16 protein-coding genes, 11 tRNA genes and 1 pseudogene are annotated in these 16,341 nt (G+C 45.5%); 8 read left to right on the forward strand and 20 right to left on the reverse strand.

The genetic code is table 11. The features are described 5' to 3' along the window. The first annotated feature begins 85 nt into the window (after positions 1-85). From L7D49_RS12270 to L7D49_RS12280, 3 genes are all read left to right on the forward strand, one after another. Positions 86-1,426, forward strand: coding sequence for a hemolysin family protein (locus L7D49_RS12270; RefSeq protein WP_238081240.1), 1,341 nt, complete (start codon positions 86-88; stop codon positions 1,424-1,426). Between the two features lie 267 nt (positions 1,427-1,693). Beyond that, entirely contained in the window at positions 1,694-2,749 is a 1,056-nt protein-coding gene (gene rsgA / locus L7D49_RS12275) for a ribosome small subunit-dependent GTPase A (RefSeq protein WP_336246392.1), read from the forward strand. Between the two features lie 59 nt (positions 2,750-2,808). Continuing rightward, entirely contained in the window at positions 2,809-3,000 is a 192-nt protein-coding gene (locus L7D49_RS12280; RefSeq protein ID WP_238081242.1) for a hypothetical protein, read from the forward strand. A 160-nt stretch (positions 3,001-3,160) separates the two neighbouring features. Here L7D49_RS12280 and L7D49_RS12285 read toward each other — a convergent pair whose 3' ends face one another. From L7D49_RS12285 to L7D49_RS12295, 3 genes and pseudogenes are all read right to left on the reverse strand, one after another. Further along, positions 3,161-3,706, reverse strand: coding sequence for an aspartyl-tRNA synthetase (locus tag L7D49_RS12285; protein ID WP_238081244.1), 546 nt, complete (start codon positions 3,704-3,706; stop codon positions 3,161-3,163). A 167-nt stretch (positions 3,707-3,873) separates the two neighbouring features. Further along, the gene (locus tag L7D49_RS12290; protein ID WP_238081246.1) at positions 3,874-4,248 is read right to left on the reverse strand and encodes a CopG family transcriptional regulator; all 375 of its coding nucleotides are present in this window, start codon (positions 4,246-4,248) and stop codon (positions 3,874-3,876) included. A 75-nt stretch (positions 4,249-4,323) separates the two neighbouring features. Continuing rightward, positions 4,324-5,865 (reverse strand): annotated as a pseudogene (locus L7D49_RS12295) (GNAT family N-acetyltransferase). 128 nt (positions 5,866-5,993) lie between these two features. Between L7D49_RS12295 and L7D49_RS12300 the strand changes: the two are divergent. Genes L7D49_RS12300 through L7D49_RS12310 form a run of 3 tightly spaced genes read left to right on the forward strand, consistent with a single transcriptional unit; the run spans position 5,994 to position 7,743 of the window. Then, positions 5,994-6,425: a disulfide oxidoreductase gene (locus L7D49_RS12300; RefSeq protein ID WP_238081248.1), complete on the forward strand. Its 432-nt coding sequence runs from the start codon at positions 5,994-5,996 to the stop codon at positions 6,423-6,425. After that, a complete protein-coding gene (locus L7D49_RS12305; protein WP_238081249.1) occupies positions 6,422-6,898 on the forward strand; it encodes a thioredoxin family protein in 477 nt (158 codons plus the stop codon). The genes L7D49_RS12300 and L7D49_RS12305 overlap by 4 nt, the downstream gene beginning before the upstream one ends. Then, complete coding sequence (locus tag L7D49_RS12310) at positions 6,895-7,743, forward strand: RluA family pseudouridine synthase (protein WP_238081251.1); 849 nt, start codon at positions 6,895-6,897, stop codon at positions 7,741-7,743. The genes L7D49_RS12305 and L7D49_RS12310 overlap by 4 nt, the downstream gene beginning before the upstream one ends. Before the next feature lie 41 nt (positions 7,744-7,784). On the opposite strand, the gene L7D49_RS12315 is transcribed toward L7D49_RS12310, so the two are convergent. Together L7D49_RS12315 and L7D49_RS12320 are read right to left on the reverse strand one after the other, a co-directional pair. Further along, positions 7,785-8,723 (reverse strand): methyl-accepting chemotaxis protein, encoded by a 939-nt coding sequence (locus L7D49_RS12315; RefSeq protein WP_238081254.1) that lies wholly within the window; start codon positions 8,721-8,723, stop codon positions 7,785-7,787. A gap of 76 nt (positions 8,724-8,799) precedes the next feature. Further along, positions 8,800-9,633: an aldo/keto reductase gene (locus L7D49_RS12320; RefSeq protein WP_238081256.1), complete on the reverse strand. Its 834-nt coding sequence runs from the start codon at positions 9,631-9,633 to the stop codon at positions 8,800-8,802. 150 nt (positions 9,634-9,783) lie between these two features. On the opposite strand from L7D49_RS12320, the gene L7D49_RS12325 reads away from it, so the two are divergent. Further along, positions 9,784-11,085: an NCS2 family permease gene (locus tag L7D49_RS12325; protein ID WP_238081259.1), complete on the forward strand. Its 1,302-nt coding sequence runs from the start codon at positions 9,784-9,786 to the stop codon at positions 11,083-11,085. 251 nt (positions 11,086-11,336) lie between these two features. On the opposite strand, the gene trmL is transcribed toward L7D49_RS12325, so the two are convergent. Both trmL and queG read right to left on the reverse strand, forming a co-directional pair. Then, positions 11,337-11,810, reverse strand: coding sequence for a tRNA (uridine(34)/cytosine(34)/5-carboxymethylaminomethyluridine(34)-2'-O)-methyltransferase TrmL (trmL, locus tag L7D49_RS12330; RefSeq protein ID WP_238081261.1), 474 nt, complete (start codon positions 11,808-11,810; stop codon positions 11,337-11,339). Positions 11,811-11,825: 15 nt separating this feature from the next. After that, positions 11,826-12,953, reverse strand: a complete 1,128-nt coding sequence (gene queG, locus L7D49_RS12335; RefSeq protein ID WP_238081263.1) for a tRNA epoxyqueuosine(34) reductase QueG — start codon at positions 12,951-12,953, stop codon at positions 11,826-11,828. Between the two features lie 53 nt (positions 12,954-13,006). Here queG and L7D49_RS12340 point away from each other — a divergent pair, with 53 nt between their 5' ends. Then, a complete protein-coding gene (locus tag L7D49_RS12340; protein WP_238081265.1) occupies positions 13,007-13,702 on the forward strand; it encodes a B3/B4 domain-containing protein in 696 nt (231 codons plus the stop codon). A 101-nt stretch (positions 13,703-13,803) separates the two neighbouring features. On the opposite strand, the gene L7D49_RS12345 is transcribed toward L7D49_RS12340, so the two are convergent. The 13 genes from L7D49_RS12345 to L7D49_RS12405 form a co-directional block, all read right to left on the reverse strand. Beyond that, positions 13,804-14,706, reverse strand: a complete 903-nt coding sequence (locus tag L7D49_RS12345; RefSeq protein WP_238081267.1) for a hypothetical protein — start codon at positions 14,704-14,706, stop codon at positions 13,804-13,806. After that, positions 14,693-15,187 carry an RNA polymerase sigma factor gene (locus L7D49_RS12350; RefSeq protein WP_238081281.1) on the reverse strand — a complete coding sequence of 165 codons (495 nt, stop codon included), beginning with the start codon at positions 15,185-15,187 and terminating at the stop codon, positions 14,693-14,695. Before L7D49_RS12350 ends, L7D49_RS12345 begins: the two co-directional genes overlap by 14 nt. Before the next feature lie 140 nt (positions 15,188-15,327). Then, positions 15,328-15,408: transfer RNA gene (locus L7D49_RS12355), tRNA-Leu, on the reverse strand. A 31-nt stretch (positions 15,409-15,439) separates the two neighbouring features. Then, positions 15,440-15,513: transfer RNA gene (locus L7D49_RS12360), tRNA-Cys, on the reverse strand. Between the two features lie 10 nt (positions 15,514-15,523). Next, positions 15,524-15,598 (reverse strand) — tRNA-Gly (locus L7D49_RS12365). 4 nt (positions 15,599-15,602) lie between these two features. Beyond that, positions 15,603-15,674: transfer RNA gene (locus L7D49_RS12370), tRNA-Gln, on the reverse strand. Between the two features lie 6 nt (positions 15,675-15,680). Then, positions 15,681-15,756 (reverse strand) — tRNA-His (locus L7D49_RS12375). A gap of 52 nt (positions 15,757-15,808) precedes the next feature. Continuing rightward, positions 15,809-15,884 (reverse strand) — tRNA-His (locus L7D49_RS12380). A gap of 24 nt (positions 15,885-15,908) precedes the next feature. After that, positions 15,909-15,982, reverse strand: a tRNA-Trp gene (locus L7D49_RS12385). Between the two features lie 7 nt (positions 15,983-15,989). Continuing rightward, a tRNA-Tyr gene (locus L7D49_RS12390) sits at positions 15,990-16,074 on the reverse strand. 7 nt (positions 16,075-16,081) lie between these two features. After that, positions 16,082-16,157, reverse strand: a tRNA-Thr gene (locus tag L7D49_RS12395). Positions 16,158-16,167: 10 nt separating this feature from the next. Beyond that, positions 16,168-16,243, reverse strand: a tRNA-Phe gene (locus L7D49_RS12400). 9 nt (positions 16,244-16,252) lie between these two features. Next, positions 16,253-16,328: transfer RNA gene (locus L7D49_RS12405), tRNA-Asp, on the reverse strand. Positions 16,329-16,341 lie beyond the last annotated feature (13 nt).

Consider the following 16,341-nt stretch of genomic DNA (forward strand, 5'->3'; position numbering starts at 1 on the left):
ATAATCTTAACTAACTATTTTACCTATACAGGAGGTGTGTACTTTGTTCTACCCCTCATTCGGGCGCGGAGCAAAGTAAACTTATTTGGACATTGCCATACGATTGGCAGCATTTGCTGCCTTGATCGCTCTCACCGCATTTTTTGTTGCGAGTGAATTTGCAATAGTGAAAGTACGGACAACACGCATTAATCAGCTTGTCGCAGAAGGAAACCGTAAAGCCATGATCGCGAAAAAAGTGGTCAGCAACTTGGATGAATATTTGTCGGCATGCCAATTGGGCATTACCATCACAGCATTAGGACTCGGTATGTTAGGCGAGCCGACAGTCAAGCTGCTCTTAAATCCGGTTTTTTCCCATTTTGATTTGACACCGAATGTGACAACATTCCTTTCTTTTGCAATTGCATTCACAATCGTGACATTCTTGCATGTCGTAGTCGGTGAGTTGGCTCCGAAAACCATTGCCATACAGCGTGCCGAAGCGATTACACTATCCTTTTCACGACCATTGATCATTTTCCATAACGTGATGTATCCGATTATTAAAGGAATGAATGGCGCTGCAAGAGGAATCGCACATATGCTAGGCTACAAAACAGTATCCGAATCAGAAGTAGTCCACTCCGAGGACGAACTCCGCATGATTTTGTCTGACAGTCTGAAAGGCGGAGAGATCAATCCAGCCGAATACAAATTCGTTAATAACATCTTTGAATTCGATGACCGCGTCGCTCGCGAAATAATGGTACCGCGAACTGAAATGATGACCATCGAAAAAGATATGACGTTACAAGACGTGTTTGAAATGATCGGCGTGGAACAGTATACGCGCTATCCCGTAACAGACGGAGATAAAGACCATGTCATCGGTCTCATCAATATGAAGAATCTGTTGACTGCCTACATCAAGGACCCGACAACCGGCAAACAGCCGGTTATTGAATACATGCAACCGATCATCCGCGTCATCGAAACGATGTCCATTGGCGATCTCTTGCTGAAAATTCAACGGGAACGGATCCATATGGCTGTGTTGATGGATGAGTACGGCGGAACATCCGGTCTCGTAACGATAGAAGACATACTCGAAGAGATCGTCGGAGAAATTCAAGATGAATTTGATATGGATGAAATACCGGAAGTCCAAATGATTAATAAAGACCACTATATTTTCGATGCGAAAATGTTGATCGAAAATGTCAATGACGTGCTTGGCACCCATATCGTCGAAGAAGACATCGATACGATTGGCGGCTGGTTCATGTCTGAACGCTTTGAAGCTATCCCAGGTGAAAAGATTATTGAACAAGGCTATGAATTCACAGTAAAAGATGTGGAAGGCCATCATATCCTTTACTTGGAAGCTATCAAACACGAGAAAGAAGAAGTAAGCGATTCGTCCGACTTATCCTATGAATCATAAAAAACGGCATCTTGCCGTTTTTTTTATTTCACCATATTGACGCTTGTGGATATTTTTGCTATTGTTAGTTCAACTGATAGAAGGAAGGTGAAGGCATATGAAAAAGACTACTACTTATACTAACTTATTTGTAATGTGGATCGGACCCATGCTTTCACCTGACCTATCGTACTGATCGATACGTCTATTCTGTTATGCGCGTGAAAGCCGTGGTGTCCGATCCAGGACCCACGGTTTTTTGATTTGCACAAAACAGGAGGCTTTTGAATGACAAACTTACAACAGCTAGGTTGGACAGCACTACGGGAGCAGGACTGGACTGCATTACCCGAAGGAATGAAACAGAAATCATTGCCCGGAAGAGTTACACTTGAACATAAACGAATGTACCGCGTCATCACAGAAGAAGGCGAATGGCTATCCGTCTGTTCCGGCACGATGGAACATATGGCGAGCGAACGAAGGGACTTCCCCGCAGTCGGTGATTGGGTGGCGGTTGAAAAGATGCCCGGCGAGCAACGGGGTATTATCCACTCCCTCCTCCCCAGGACTTCACTGTTTTCAAGAAAGTCGGCAGGCATGACCATAACAGAACAGATCATAGCGAGCAATGTCAACATCGTATTCCTCGTCATGTCGCTGAACCAAGATTTCAATGAAAGACGACTGGAACGGTATCTCATTGCTTCTTACGATTCTGGAGCGCTCCCGGTTATCCTATTGACCAAGAAAGACCTGTGCGCTGAGGCAGAAGTCTTTATTGAAAAAGCACAACGGATAGCTCCCGGAACAGATATCATCGCAGTGAGCAATCATACAGGAGAAGGACTCGATGAAGTGCAAGCCATCTTGCAAAACGGAAAAACCGCTGCCCTGCTAGGCTCTTCGGGCGTCGGCAAATCCTCCCTAACCAACGCCTTATTAGACGACGGTAAGATGGAGATTCAAGACATCCGAGAAGACGACGCCAAAGGAAGGCACACCACAACTCACCGGGAATTGCTGCTTTTGCCGCACGGAGGCATCCTCATTGACACACCAGGAATGCGTGAATTTCAGCTCTGGGATCAAGGAGACAGCTTGGACGCAAGCTTCCAAGACATCGACCAGCTCGCCCATTCCTGCAAGTTCAGCGACTGCCAGCATAAAAAGGAACCCGGCTGCGCCGTACAAACCGCCATTGCCGAAGGAATATTACCTGCTGAGCGCTATGACAGCTACCTCAAATTGCAGAGAGAACTCGCTTTCCTCGAGAAGAAATTGAAACAATCCGAAGCGAAAGAACGGAAGACGCAGAAGAAAGTAACTCATAAAAAGAGATAACGAAACATTAGGACTGTGCAGAAAATCAGCGGAATCTGATTTTCTGCACAGTCTTTTGTTTGTACGGCGACGGATACGAGCGGTTGCTGGAATATACGAGTGGTTCAGCGGCGGATACGAGCGGTTGCCAGGATATACGAGTGGTTCGCCGACGGATACGAGCGGTTAGAGGATTATACGAGTGGTTCAGCGGCGGATACGAGCGGTTGCCAGGATATACGAGTGGTTCGCCGACGGATACGAGCGGTTAGAGGATTAATGGTTCCCCGGCGGATACGGCGGTTAGAGGAATTTACGAGTGGTTCGAGTCGACAGATCACCTATTCAAAGGTGGTTTTTAATTAAAAAAGCTCAGTCAATGCGCTGCAAACTGAGCCATTCTCCTCCAGCTTCCTATTCAACTAAAAATTATTAGTAGATCATATCTAATTCTTCTCCAGTATCTTTATCCACTAAGATTATTTCCTTTTCATCTTCAGTCAATAGTTCATCATCACTTTCGTAATACCAGATGGATAGACCATCTAATTTGAATTTCTCTACCTCACTCGAGGACAGCACGGCTGTTAAATCGAGTATCGTAGCATGTTCCTCGCCAATTTGAACCATATGTTTGTCGCCATTTCTGATTATGCCGTAGATCAAGTTTTCTCCATACCCTTGATAGCCGCTCAATTTTTCATATTTTCTCTCTTGGTCCATTGGGCTCCAAGTAAGCATACCCGTCTTCCAGCCAAAAAGCCCCTTTTGCACATAAGCAGCTCCCAAGTTATCAGTACTATTAATGAAGAAGAAGAGAGCTTTATTATTTGCCAGATAACTAGGTATCACCAATACATCTTTTTCCTTTGCAATTAGTGCCTCACGGGGTTCTGAGTACGCATCTGTCTTAGCAGACATCCCCAAAATAAATGCTAAAAGGAATAATACTAAAATTGCTGATAATCGTTTTTTCATATATACACCCCTTTTCAATTCTAACATGGCTTATTCAAAATCCCCAACGAGAATAAGGAACATATTTACATTTCCAAATTACTTATTCCGATTTAATTCCATAAAAAAATGACCTGCAAATCAAGAAATAATTTGCAGGTCACTTTTGTTTCTACTATCCAGATGAACTAACTTAACGCCGCCTTCAGCTCCGCACTCGCTTTCCATACCCCATTCACCTGTACGGAAGCGATCGTCTGTTGTGCCAGATCCACATCAATGTCATTGTCCAAAATCAATAGACCGACCACTTTAATGTCGATTTTCGTATGATTCTCCGCGTGCTTTACTAGGTCCTCGCGGCTCAACCGCATGACACCGACAACAAATGACTTCCGCACGACAATCTCTTGTACTTCTGCCGCATGCGTCGCGAGCTGGTTTCGGATCGACGTTCGGATGAAATCAGTCCTGTTGGAATAAAACCCTTGTTCCACTAACAGATCCACCTTCCCCAAATCGACGACATTCATATTAATAGTGATCTTTTCGGACTCAACCATCTGCATCCTCCCTTCCCTTTCTCCTTTCACTATATCATATTCACCATCCACATGGAAGGTATACGGATGTTTTATTCAGTCGCGTAAATATTCCACTCGATATATATCTGGCCGGCGGTCCTTTAATTGTTTGACCGTACCACTTTGGCGTTGGCGGCGCAAGATCTCAAGATCGACATCGCCGATTAATACCATTTCCACATTGGCATGCGTTTCGCCTACAATTCCATCTCTTGCAAATTCAAAATCAGACGGTGCAAATATCGCCGACTGGGCGTATTGCACGTCCATATTTTCTGTTTCGGGCAGATTGCCTACAGTGCCGGAAATGACGGTATACACCTGATTTTCAACAGCCCGTGCCTGCGCACAGTAACGAACACGCAAATAGCCCTAACGATCTTCTGTGCAAAATGGAGTAAAGATAATTTTCGCTCCCTTATCCGTAGCGATGCGGGCGAGCTCAGGGAATTCGATGTCATAACAAACCTGGATTGCGATTTTTCCACAGTCCGTATCAAAAACGCGGACTGAATCTCCTCGGCTGATCCCCCACCATTTCCGCTCATTCGGTGTAATGTGGAGCTTGTACTGCTTCTCAATTGATCCGTCCCGGCGGAACAAATAGGCCACGTTATAGATTTCTTCGTCTTCCTCTACAAAGTGAGAACCGCCAATAATATTTACGTTATACCGGACTGCCAAGTTGGTGAACAGCTCGATATATTGTGGTGTATACTCCGTCAGCCTTCTGATTGCCTGGCTTGGAGACCTTTCATCCAGAAAGGACATCAACTGCGTTGTGAAAATCTCCGGAAACACAGCAAAATCAGAACCGGCATCCGATGCGACATCCACAAAATACTCACATTGGTTGGCCAGATCGTCAAACGAGGAGATTTTCCTCATTAAATACTGAACGACGCATATCCGTACCGGAAAGCTCGTTTTAAAATGCCGCTTCGTCATTGCACGATAATCGACGTTATTCCATTCCATCAATGTCGCGTATTTATTCGAAGCTTTATCATCCGGCAAGTAGTTCGGATTGATCCGCATTAACGTAAAATCATTTAATAATTGAAAAGAGAGAACCGGATCGTAGATTTTATGCCGGCTCACCGCATCGACATATTCGCGCGGCGACAATTCTGCTGCGTATTTATGATAATTCGGGATTCTCCCGCCTATAATAATCGATTTTAAATTCATCTGGCGGACTAGCTCTTTTCTTGCCTCATATAAACGCTGTCCGACTTTCATTCTGCGGTACTCCGGATGGACCATCACTTCGATGCCATACAAATTGTACCCTTCCGGATTATGATTGGTTATGTACCCCCCATCAGAAATATCATCCCATGTATGGCGGTCATCATATTCGTCAAAGTTAACAATCAAGCTTGAACAGGAGCCGATGATTTCGCCATCGAGTTCCGCCACAAATTGGCCTTCCGGAAAAATGTCCAGATGGCTTTCCAGCTGCTCCCTTTTCCAAGGCTCCATCCCTGGAAAACAGACAGATTGCATGCTTAGTATTTTTGCAATGTCCTCGTACTCCATTTGCCTGATCACCATGCTCATTTCAAATGAAGTCAAATCAAATTGTTCACTCACAACTATCACCTCTCCTATTTGTTTACCCAACTTGCTTGCTAACAAGTCATGAAAGAGTGAATAATTTACAGCCCTGATGGGACACTCTATAATCAAAGAGAAGTCTGCAAGACAGGGGGTTTGTTATATTGGATAAACGACAGGAGAATGGACTTCTTTTTATCTTCACGATTTCATTAATTGCCACGCTGGGGTCCTTATATTACTCGGAGATTAAAGGATTTACACCTTGTACCCTCTGCTGGTATCAGCGGATTCTCATGTATCCGCTCGTTCTCATATCTGGAATTGCTCTAGTTCAGAAGAATGCCAGAATTGCTCTGACGACAGCTGTCTTTTCAGTTATCGGAGCAGGCACATCGCTTTACCATTACAGTATCCAAAAGCTCTCATTCTTCCAAAGTCAAGCACCTACTTGCGGGAATGTCCCCTGCACGGGTCAGTACGTCAACTATTTAGGATTTATTACAATCCCCTTCATGGCACTTGTCGCATTTTTACTTATCTTAATCACAAGCCTGATCTTACTAAAACAGGCAAAAGGAGTTTCGGCTAAATGAAAAAACTGCTTATTATCGGCGGTGTCATCATCGCCCTCTTTGTTTTGATTGTTGTATTAAATAATCAATCAAACAAACAAAAATTAAAGGACAATCCGTATGGAAACAAGGAATTGCAAGCGTCCACCATCAATCTGCTTGGCAATGAAAATTACAGCAACATCGTCCTACCGGATGCACTGATGGAAAAAATCAAATCAGGGGAACCAGTCACTGCCTATTTCTTCTCTCCGGAGTGCCCTTTCTGCATGAAAATGACACCGAAACTGATGCCGATTGCAAAAGAAATGGGTATTCATGTCTATCAATACAATCTACTTGAATTTAAAGAAGAGGCGGCTCCCTATGGAATTACAGGCTGGCCGGCACTCATTCAATATGAAGATGGAAAAGAAGTCGGAAGAATTGTCGGGCTACCTGAAGAACCTGAAAAAGCCATCGAAGAATTTCTTAAGGAATATACAGGCAAATGATGACAGCCACTCCGACATTTCATTATTCATTAAAAGAAGATGGGCTGACCATTGAAAGATTGCTACAGGAAAAGTGGGTCGTCGGCAAAAAAACGGTTCACCAATTGCGGATGGCGAAAAGCATTTATGATACGTCGGGGAATCCAGTTGATTGGAGAGAGCCGCTTGAAAGCGGTACGGTACTCCGATTCACTTTTCCAGATATCACTTCGACTTATGTTCCCGAAGATCCAGGATCAATAGAAATCGTCTGGGAGGATGAACATCTTCTCGTCGCAAGAAAACCAGCAGGAATCGCAACGCATCCAGATCATCCAGCTGGCACTGGAACCTTCATGAATCAGGTCATGGGGTACATTCAACGTAGTGGAGGAACATATGCCGAGCATGTGCAGCGGCTTGATAAAGGGACAAGTGGCCTGATAGTCGTCGCCAAACATCCCATTGCCAAAGGACTCCTCGACCGGATGATGGAACAGAACGAAGTGACTCGAACGTACGAGGCGGAAGTCGATGGTCGCTTAAACCGGATGAGGGGATCGCTGAAGTATCCGATTGGACGGGACCGGCATCATCCAACCCGGAGAAGGGTATCACCAGGCGGTCAATCTGCCACGACCCACTTCCGCATTCTAGAGCGGCTTGAAACTTCGACAATCATAGAAGCCAGATTGGATACAGGACGAACTCATCAGATCCGTGTCCACTTTTCCCATATCGGCCATCCGATTATTGGGGACACGTTATACGGCGGCACCGAAACAGATGATGGTCAATATCGCTTGACCGCAGTCAAAGTTTCCTTTGTCCATCCGATAACAGAAGAATCGTTGACGATTGAATAAGAAAAAGCCGGAGAGCCATTTCTCCGGCTTTTTCTATGGAATCAATTATACGCAAGCTGCTTGATGCCATTTTCCAGGCGCATGTCCACTTCTTTCGCATCGTCAATATGCTCCATGATCAATGCATGGGCTTCCGCAAATAATTGTTTCGCTTCGAGAAGCTCCTGCTTCACGCTGCTCGACAGCTTCTTCTGTTCTTCAATCATGTCCTGCACGGCAGTAATATCTGTTTGACTGTCCTCGACCGTGTGCAAAATCCGTTCAATCTTCGCTTCTGTTTCCAAGCTGACTTGGACGCCTTTTGCTACGAGCTCCGCACTTTTCCGCGTCGCTTGCAATGCTTGCTCGATCTCTTCACGAAGCGCGTTTGTCAACGTCTGGATGTTTGCCGTGCTATTCGACGTGCTTTCCGCAAGCTTTCTTACTTCTTGTGCAACTACCGCAAACCCTTTGCCGGATTCCCCTGCACGCGCCGCCTCGATGGAAGCGTTCAAAGCCAATAAATTCGTTTGCGCCGCAATATCTTCAATGACGCCAACAATCGATTGAATTTCAACAGAACGAGTGCTTAAGTTTGTCATGTTCTGCTCAGAAGATTGGATTTGAACGCCTAATTGGTTAATGACATCCGCCGTTCCGTGGACTTCCTTCGCCCCTTCTGACGCCTCTGTCACCATCTGATTTGATTTTTCTTCGAGCGAACGTCCCTTTTCAAACAGGTCTTCTGATTTCAAAGCCGAGCTGTCACTTAGATCCTCGACTCTTTCAAATCTCTCTTCGATTTGGGCAACAGCTTCGCCCAACACATTATGTTGTGCGTTCACCTTTTCATGCTGTGAAACGGCTGCCTCCAGTTCACTTTTCAACTCGGCAATCCGCGCCGCTTCCTCTTCTTCTTTTCGTCTATAATCATCTTTCAGTTGCTCGATCTCTTTCAAATAACTCTCATCATGACTTACACTCTTCTTGCTTCTGAACACTCTGATTCCCCCTGTCTATTCTCTACTTTTATATATCGGTTTATTATGAGAAAAGTCAGAGGGTATAAATACCCAATTAAAGCTGATCGTATTTTTCTGGATTCGTTCCAGTCCGTTGGTCTTTGTTTAATCGATCGATCCTCTGCATCTCCTCAAGTGAAAGTGCAAAGTCTGCAACACTGGCATTTTCCTTGATTCGTTCCTTCGTCACTGATTTCGGAATGGCAATCAACCCATTTTGTAAATGCCAGCGAATAATGACCTGTGCCGGTGTCTTGCCGTGAGCCTTGCCGATTTCCACTAATGTTTCATCCGCTAAAATCCGCCCCCTGGCGAGCGGCGACCACGAAGTGACCTCGATGCCATGTTGCTTGCAAAAAGCTCGCAATGGAACTTGTGATAAAAGAGGATGCAATTCAACCTGGTTAACCATTGGAGGGATGGACGCTTCGGATAAGATTTCTTCTAAATGATGCACATGATGATTGGAAACCCCAGTCGCCCGAATCAACTTTTCTTCATACAAACGTTCAATCGCTTTATACGTATCTCGATATTTTCCTGCTACAGGCCAATGCGTTAAATAGAGATCTAAATACTCCAGCTTCAACTTCTTCAACGACTTTTCAAACGCCCGTAACGTCTCATCATACCCTTGATCGGTATTCCACACTTTTGAGGTAATGAATAACTGCTCCCTCGGAATACCAGAATACATAATAGCTTCGCCTGTCTCCTCTTCGTTCTCATAAATCGCTGCCGTGTCGATCGCCCGATATCCGATTTCCAGCGCATACGATATCGCAGCTATTGTTTCTTCCGAATCCGTCATTTTGTAAACTCCCAATCCAAGTTGAGGCATCTTCACACCATTTGCCAATGTCAATTTCTCTTGATAAATAAAATCCATTCCGCAACCTCCTTCTTTATGTACCATTGTACCGATTACATTCTAATTTTCCTATTGTTGTTAGGTTAGTCATTGCAAAAAATCATAGAAACGAATATTATGTATAAGGATAATAAAAATGTTCGTGTTTTATTGAAAGGAGTACAACCATTGTTTCAACTAGAAAAAAACAATACATCGATTAAAACTGAATTATTGGCAGGCATGACAACGTTTCTAACGATGGCTTATATCGTCATCGTCAACCCAATTATTTTGTCGGACGCTGGCGTGCCTTTTGACCAAGTCTTTCTAGCGACCATTATTGCAACGGTAATCGGTACGCTATGGATGGCGTTATGTGCTAATTATCCAATTGCCATTGCTCCTGGTATGGGGTTAAACGCTTATTTTGCATCCGTCGTCATCGGTTCCGACGGCAGCCTTGATTATACAGCAGCATTTTCTGCCGTTTTCGTCGCCGGTTTGCTCTTTATTATTCTATCCCTGACTTCATTCCGGGAGAAACTGATCGAATCCATCCCGGAAAACTTAAAGCATGGGATTACAGCAGGCATTGGCTTATTTATCGCATTTTTAGGCTTGCGCCTATCCGGGCTTGTCGCTTCTCACGAGTCGACACTTGTCCGGCTCGGTGACTTGACTTCACCGCCTGTTTTATTGACGCTGTTCGGATTGATTGTAACCGTCATCCTAATGACATTAAACGTCTATGGCGCCATTTTCATCGGCATGATTGCCACCGGGATTGTCGCCTTCTTTACGAAGCAATTGCATTTTGAAGGGGCCCCATGGAAAGTCCCTCATCTTCCGGAAGGCATTCTCGTTTGGAACCCAATTCAAGCGGTTGGGGATGTCATCAGCCATGGCTTATATGGCGTCGTTTTCGCCTTTTTAATTGTAACGCTGTTTGATACGACAGGTACAATGATTGGAGTCGCAAAGCAGGCAGGTTTAATGAAAGGCAAATCCCTTCCGCGCGCAAGGCATGCATTATTGGCAGACTCCATTGCTGCAACAGCCGGTGCCATGGTAGGGACAAGCCCGACTTCCGCTTACGTAGAATCCTCGTCAGGAGTAGCTGTTGGCGGACGGACCGGACTCACCACTTTGACAGTCGCCATCTTCTTCATTATTGCGGCATTCTTTAGCCCGGTGGTCGGCGCTCTCTCGAATGTGGCAGCTATTACTGCACCCGCTTTGATCATTGTCGGCAGCTTAATGATCGGTGCCGTGAAGCATATTGACTGGGATTCGTTTGATGAAGCGTTTCCTGCGTTTCTTGTCATATTGACGATGCCTTTGACATCCAGCATCGCAACGGGAATTGCGCTTGGCTTTATCACGTATCCAGTTTTAAAAGTCGTGAAAGGCAAATGGCGGGAAGTTCCGCTCCTATTATATTTCTTTGCCGTGTTGTTCGCGTACCAACTGTTATTCCTGCCTCATTGATGTCATAATTATTGCGTTTCTTGTCACAAATAATGGCATCATTCATTTCCTTTCACATGAGATTCATGTATACTAAATGAAGGACTAATGATTTTTACAGGAGGTACTTCCGATGAAACTTATCCTTATCATGGGCGTTTGCTTCGCATTCCTATCTGCGATTTTAACTGGTGGCTATGAAGACAAACCAGGCAAAGTAAAAAAATAATGCAATGAGAAAACGGGACATGCCAATTGGCTGTCCCGTTTCTTTATGTCAAATCCAAAAATGACTGCTGACGAAGCGCTTCATAAATTAATATGGCAGCCGTATTCGAGAGGTTCAACGAGCGGATATTGCCATTCATCGGAATGCGCAAGCAATTTTCTCTATGCGCCTCGATGATCTCAGGAGGAAGCCCTGTCGTCTCTTTGCCGAAAACAAAGAAGATATCCTTGGAACTGTCCGTAAAATCGTAGTCAGAATACGTTTGCTTCCCGAATTTCGTAATGAAATAAAATTCCCCTTCGGGATAAGCTGCAAAAAATTCATGTATTCCTTCATGATACGTTATATCAACATGTTCCCAATAATCGAGCCCCGCCCGCTTCAACATTTTATCATCTGTTGAAAATCCGAGAGGCTTGATCAGATGAAGTTTTGCTCCGGTTCCCGCGCATGTTCTTGCGATATTACCCGTATTAGCGGGAATCAACGGTTCAAATAGAGCGACATGTATCGCCATAATCCAGCCCTTCTTTCAAGTAATCTGTAGTGCTTGTCTCACCTCGGTGAGAACTTCGGAATCCTGTTCCGTCGTCAAAGCTTGTTCCAATGCAAGCCGTCCTTCATCGGAGCCAATTTCACCTAATGCCCACGCTGCGGTACCTCGAATCATCGGCCGCGCATCTGTTTGCAATAACTTCGCTAATGTTGGAACGGCGGATTCCTCTTTAAAATGCGCTAATGCGATGACCGCGTTTCGCTGGATCGGGTTCTTCCCTCTCCAAGAGCCGGACATATGGCCGTATGTTTCTTTAAACTCCCGATTTGTTAATGAAAGCATTGGTTCAAGCATTGGTTTTGACAGTTCGGGATCCGGTTGAAAAGCTTCCTGATGCATATTATACTTGCCTTTATTTTTCGGACAAATCGTCTGACATGTATCGCAGCCGTAAATCCGATTCCCGATTTTCTTTCTAAATTCCTCCGGTATCGGTTGCTTCGTCTGTGTTAAAAAAGCAATACAGCGCTGGGCATTCAGCTGCCCTCCTTGTATTAAGGCACCGGTTGGACAGGCATCCAGACAAAGCGTGCAGTCGCCACACTCGTCTTCCATCGGTTCATCTGGAGCAAATGGAATATTGGTGATCATCTCGCCCAGATAGACGTAGGAGCCGAACTCCGGTGTAATAATAGAGCAATTCTTGGCCGACCAGCCAATGCCTGCCCGTTCCGCAACTGCCCGATCGACAAGCTCTCCCGTATCGACCATGGAACGACACTGAACGCCGGGAATCCGTTCTTTCATATAACTCTCAAGCAAATGGAGTTTTTCACGCAGGACGACATGGTAATCCATTCCCCATGAAGCTCTGCAAAAGATTCCCCGTCTTTCTCCTTTTCTTCCCTTCGGGGCATGTTCCATTTTGGATGGATAGGCAATGGCGATCGAAATGATACTTTCAGCTTGATCCAACAATAGAACAGGATTCGTACGCTTTTCGATATCACTCTCTTCAAAACCGGACTGGTAGCCGAGCTCCTGTTGCCGTCTCAGCCGGTTCTTCAATTCCCGGAATGGCGCAGCAGTGGTAAAGCCGATTTTATCGATGCCTATTGTTTTTGCATAGTCACGGATTTCTTGTTGGAACTGAGCGACATTCATACAGATTCGCCTCCCTTATGGTAAGATTGAACAAAAAGACAAGGGTGATTTCATTGAAACTAGAAATGGATGAAAAATTGTTTCATACCATGCCCGATTTGAAAATCGGCCTTATCTATTATAACAAAATAACAGTATCAGAATCGCCTCAAATGCTAAAAGGACGGTTGCAATTATTTCAGGAACAATTGTTTTTTGATTTAGAAGACAAACAGCTGACCGATTTTCCTGGAATCAATGAATGGAGAACGGTCTGGAAGGCATTTGGAGCCGATGCGAGCCGCTATCGGCCTTCCGTCGAGGCATTATATCGGAGAATAAAAAAGCAAAATTACATAGCACCCTATCATAGTGCTGTCGATTTGAACAATTTCTTCTCACTGCAATATCAAATTCCTGCTGGCATTTATGATCGGAAGAAAATTGTAGGTGACGTTATGCTGACAGTAGGTGATGAGACGGCAGGATATGATGGGCTGAACGGCCGTTTTAACACGCTGGAAAACATGTTAGTCCTGCGTGATGAGTATAGTCCGTTCGGCAGCCCGTTTGTTGATTCCATCCGTACTGCAGTAACGGAAGAAACGACATCCGCTTTGCAAGTCCTGTTTCTGCGCCCTTCTCTTGACCTAGAGAACGCCGTAAAATTGACAAACGCCGCTGCAAACATGTTTACCTCGATCAGTGGTGGAGACGCTACAACGCATGTGTTACACGCTGATCAAAGGTCCGCCGTCATTCCTGAATAAGCACACTAACTGTATAAGAAATTCCATAATACAACGCTCCAGCCTTCATAGGCGAGAGCGTTTTTTTTATCAATGTTTGAATGGCTGCGTTTTTTTATGAATCAATTTTTGAATGGCTGCGTCTTTTCCCCATCGATGACGAGTATCCATGTACCCTTTTCAGGAAAGGTAAGTTTCCCTGTGAAAGTATGCAAAATACCGGATCCTCTAGCATCGATAAATTCCCCATCTTCTTTGAACCACTGTTTATCAATCACTTTACCCTTTTTATTCTGAAGTTCGACTTGAATCTCCTTCTTACTCTCTCCGAACCGTTCGATGCTGATGTCTACCTCTTTTCCTGTCTCCAATTCAGCAGGAGAATCTTCTAGCGTATAATGCTCCGTTTTTGGAAATGGAGGCAGTACATCTAAATCGAACGTCTCAAAGACTTCTTCATTCACATATACCTTGACATGCCAACGCCCTTCTTCCGAGAAAGGAGTAAAAGTCGTCAGGACGTGAGCGTCTTCTGAATCGTTCAGCGGGCCGCTTAGCACGCCTTCTGCTAGTGTGATCGCCTGATTGGAATGGACAGCTTCCAAACGGAAAGGCTTGTCAACAAGTTGGGCTGGATTCCCCCAGAAGAACAACATCATTTTCGCACCTCTCCTTGAATCCTCTGCAACAAATGGCTTAAGAGAACCAAGCATCGCAAAACGGCCTTCAATCCCTAATACTTCCTGTTGGCGAGGAGACATAAAGAACCGTTCCAGTTCTTTGTCGGGTGGAATTGTCAATGGCCCATCACCTGTGAGGGAAAGATTTGTTCGAAGCGGGACAAATAACAGAAAAGCAATGCAGAGCAAGGCTGCACAAACAAAGAAAGGTCGGACGGAATACTTTTTCCTTTCTGGCAAATCACATTGGAGAGATTGCAGAATCCTTGCCTTCTGTTCGGTTGGCAACGTGAAAGTAGGCAAACGATTCAATTTCTCTTCCAAGTCATCTTTAGGCTTCTTCATAAGGAACCTCCTCCAAGGATTTTCTCAGTTTGGCCAAAGCTCGATGAAACAGCACCCGAGCATGATTGGCGGAACAGTTCATGACTTGTGCCGTCTCGTTAACAGAGAGCTCAAGAATCCCTCGTAGAATGACCACATCTCGATCACGAGAGGAGAGCTTCGAGATGGCTAGGTACAGTCGATGCTGATCATCTGTGGCAATCAAGGCAGCCTCCAAGGACGTCTGCACAGGTGGTGAAGCATGTAAAAAGGGCATTAACCGCTCCCATACTCTTTTGCGTCGGTACGTGTCCAGGACGTGATTACGGGCAATGGAGATAAGCCAAGTCCTTGGATGGGACCGCTGATGAAAAGAGCTTTGTTTTTGCAGAGCAATGAGGAAGGTCTCCTGAACATAATCCTCCACATCAAAGCTCCCCGTAAAGTAAACGAGATAACTGGTCAGATCCCGTTCATACAAATGAAACCATTCTTCAACCATATCCGGCACGTGGATCCCCTCCTATTAAGTAGACGAACGAAACGCGGATTCATTACAGGGGTTCGGAGAATTAAATAGGAAACGGATAAAAGAGAGGATAGAAAAAAAGATACAACCGAAGTTGTATCTTTTTTAGTGGATACCCGAGGCCGGACTTGAACCGGCACGCCTCGCGGCACCGCATTTTGAGTGCGGCGTGTCTGCCATTCCACCACTCGGGCATATGAAGTTTTGCAACAGCGTCATAAAACTTGGAGGCGGCAACCGGAATCGAACCGGTGGTAAGGGTGTTGCAGACCCGTGCCTTACCGCTTGGCTATGCCGCCGTAGAATAAGTGGAGCGGAAGACGGGATTCGAACCCGCGACCCCGACCTTGGCAAGGTCGTATTCTACCACTGAACTACTTCCGCGAAACTGGGGTAGCTGGATTCGAACCAACGAATGACGGAGTCAAAGTCCGTTGCCTTACCGCTTGGCTATACCCCAAAGTAATGGGGCGGACGAGGGGAATCGAACCCCCGAATGTCGGAACCACAATCCGATGCGTTAACCACTTCGCCACGACCGCCATAATAAAATTGGATGACATTAATTAAGACTGAATTAATACTGAGCATAGATGGGGCGGACGAGGGGAATCGAACCCCCGAATGTCGGAACCACAATCCGATGCGTTAACCACTTCGCCACGACCGCCATAATATTGAATTAAAACAGTAATGGCAGGGGCAGTAGGAATCGAACCCACACCAAAGGTTTTGGAGACCTCTATTCTACCGTTAAACTATGCCCCTATTTAAATGGTGGTGGGGGACGGATTCGAACCGCCGAACCCGGAGGGAGCGGATTTACAGTCCGCCGCGTTTAGCCACTTCGCTACCCCACCAAGAGCATGGTGCCGGCGAAAGGACTTGAACCCTCAACCTACTGATTACAAGTCAGTTGCTCTACCAATTGAGCTACACCGGCATAATATAAATGGTGGCTCAGGACGGAATCGAACCGCCGACACAAGGATTTTCAGTCCTTTGCTCTACCGACTGAGCTACTGAGCCACAAATAAATGGCGGTCCCGACCGGGATCGAACCGGCGATCTCCTGCGTGACAGGCAGGCATGTTAACCGCTACACCACGGGACCTTTTGGTTGCGGG

The organism is Sporosarcina cyprini (genome assembly GCF_022048975.1).
Lineage (GTDB): Bacteria > Bacillota > Bacilli > Bacillales_A > Planococcaceae > Sporosarcina > Sporosarcina cyprini.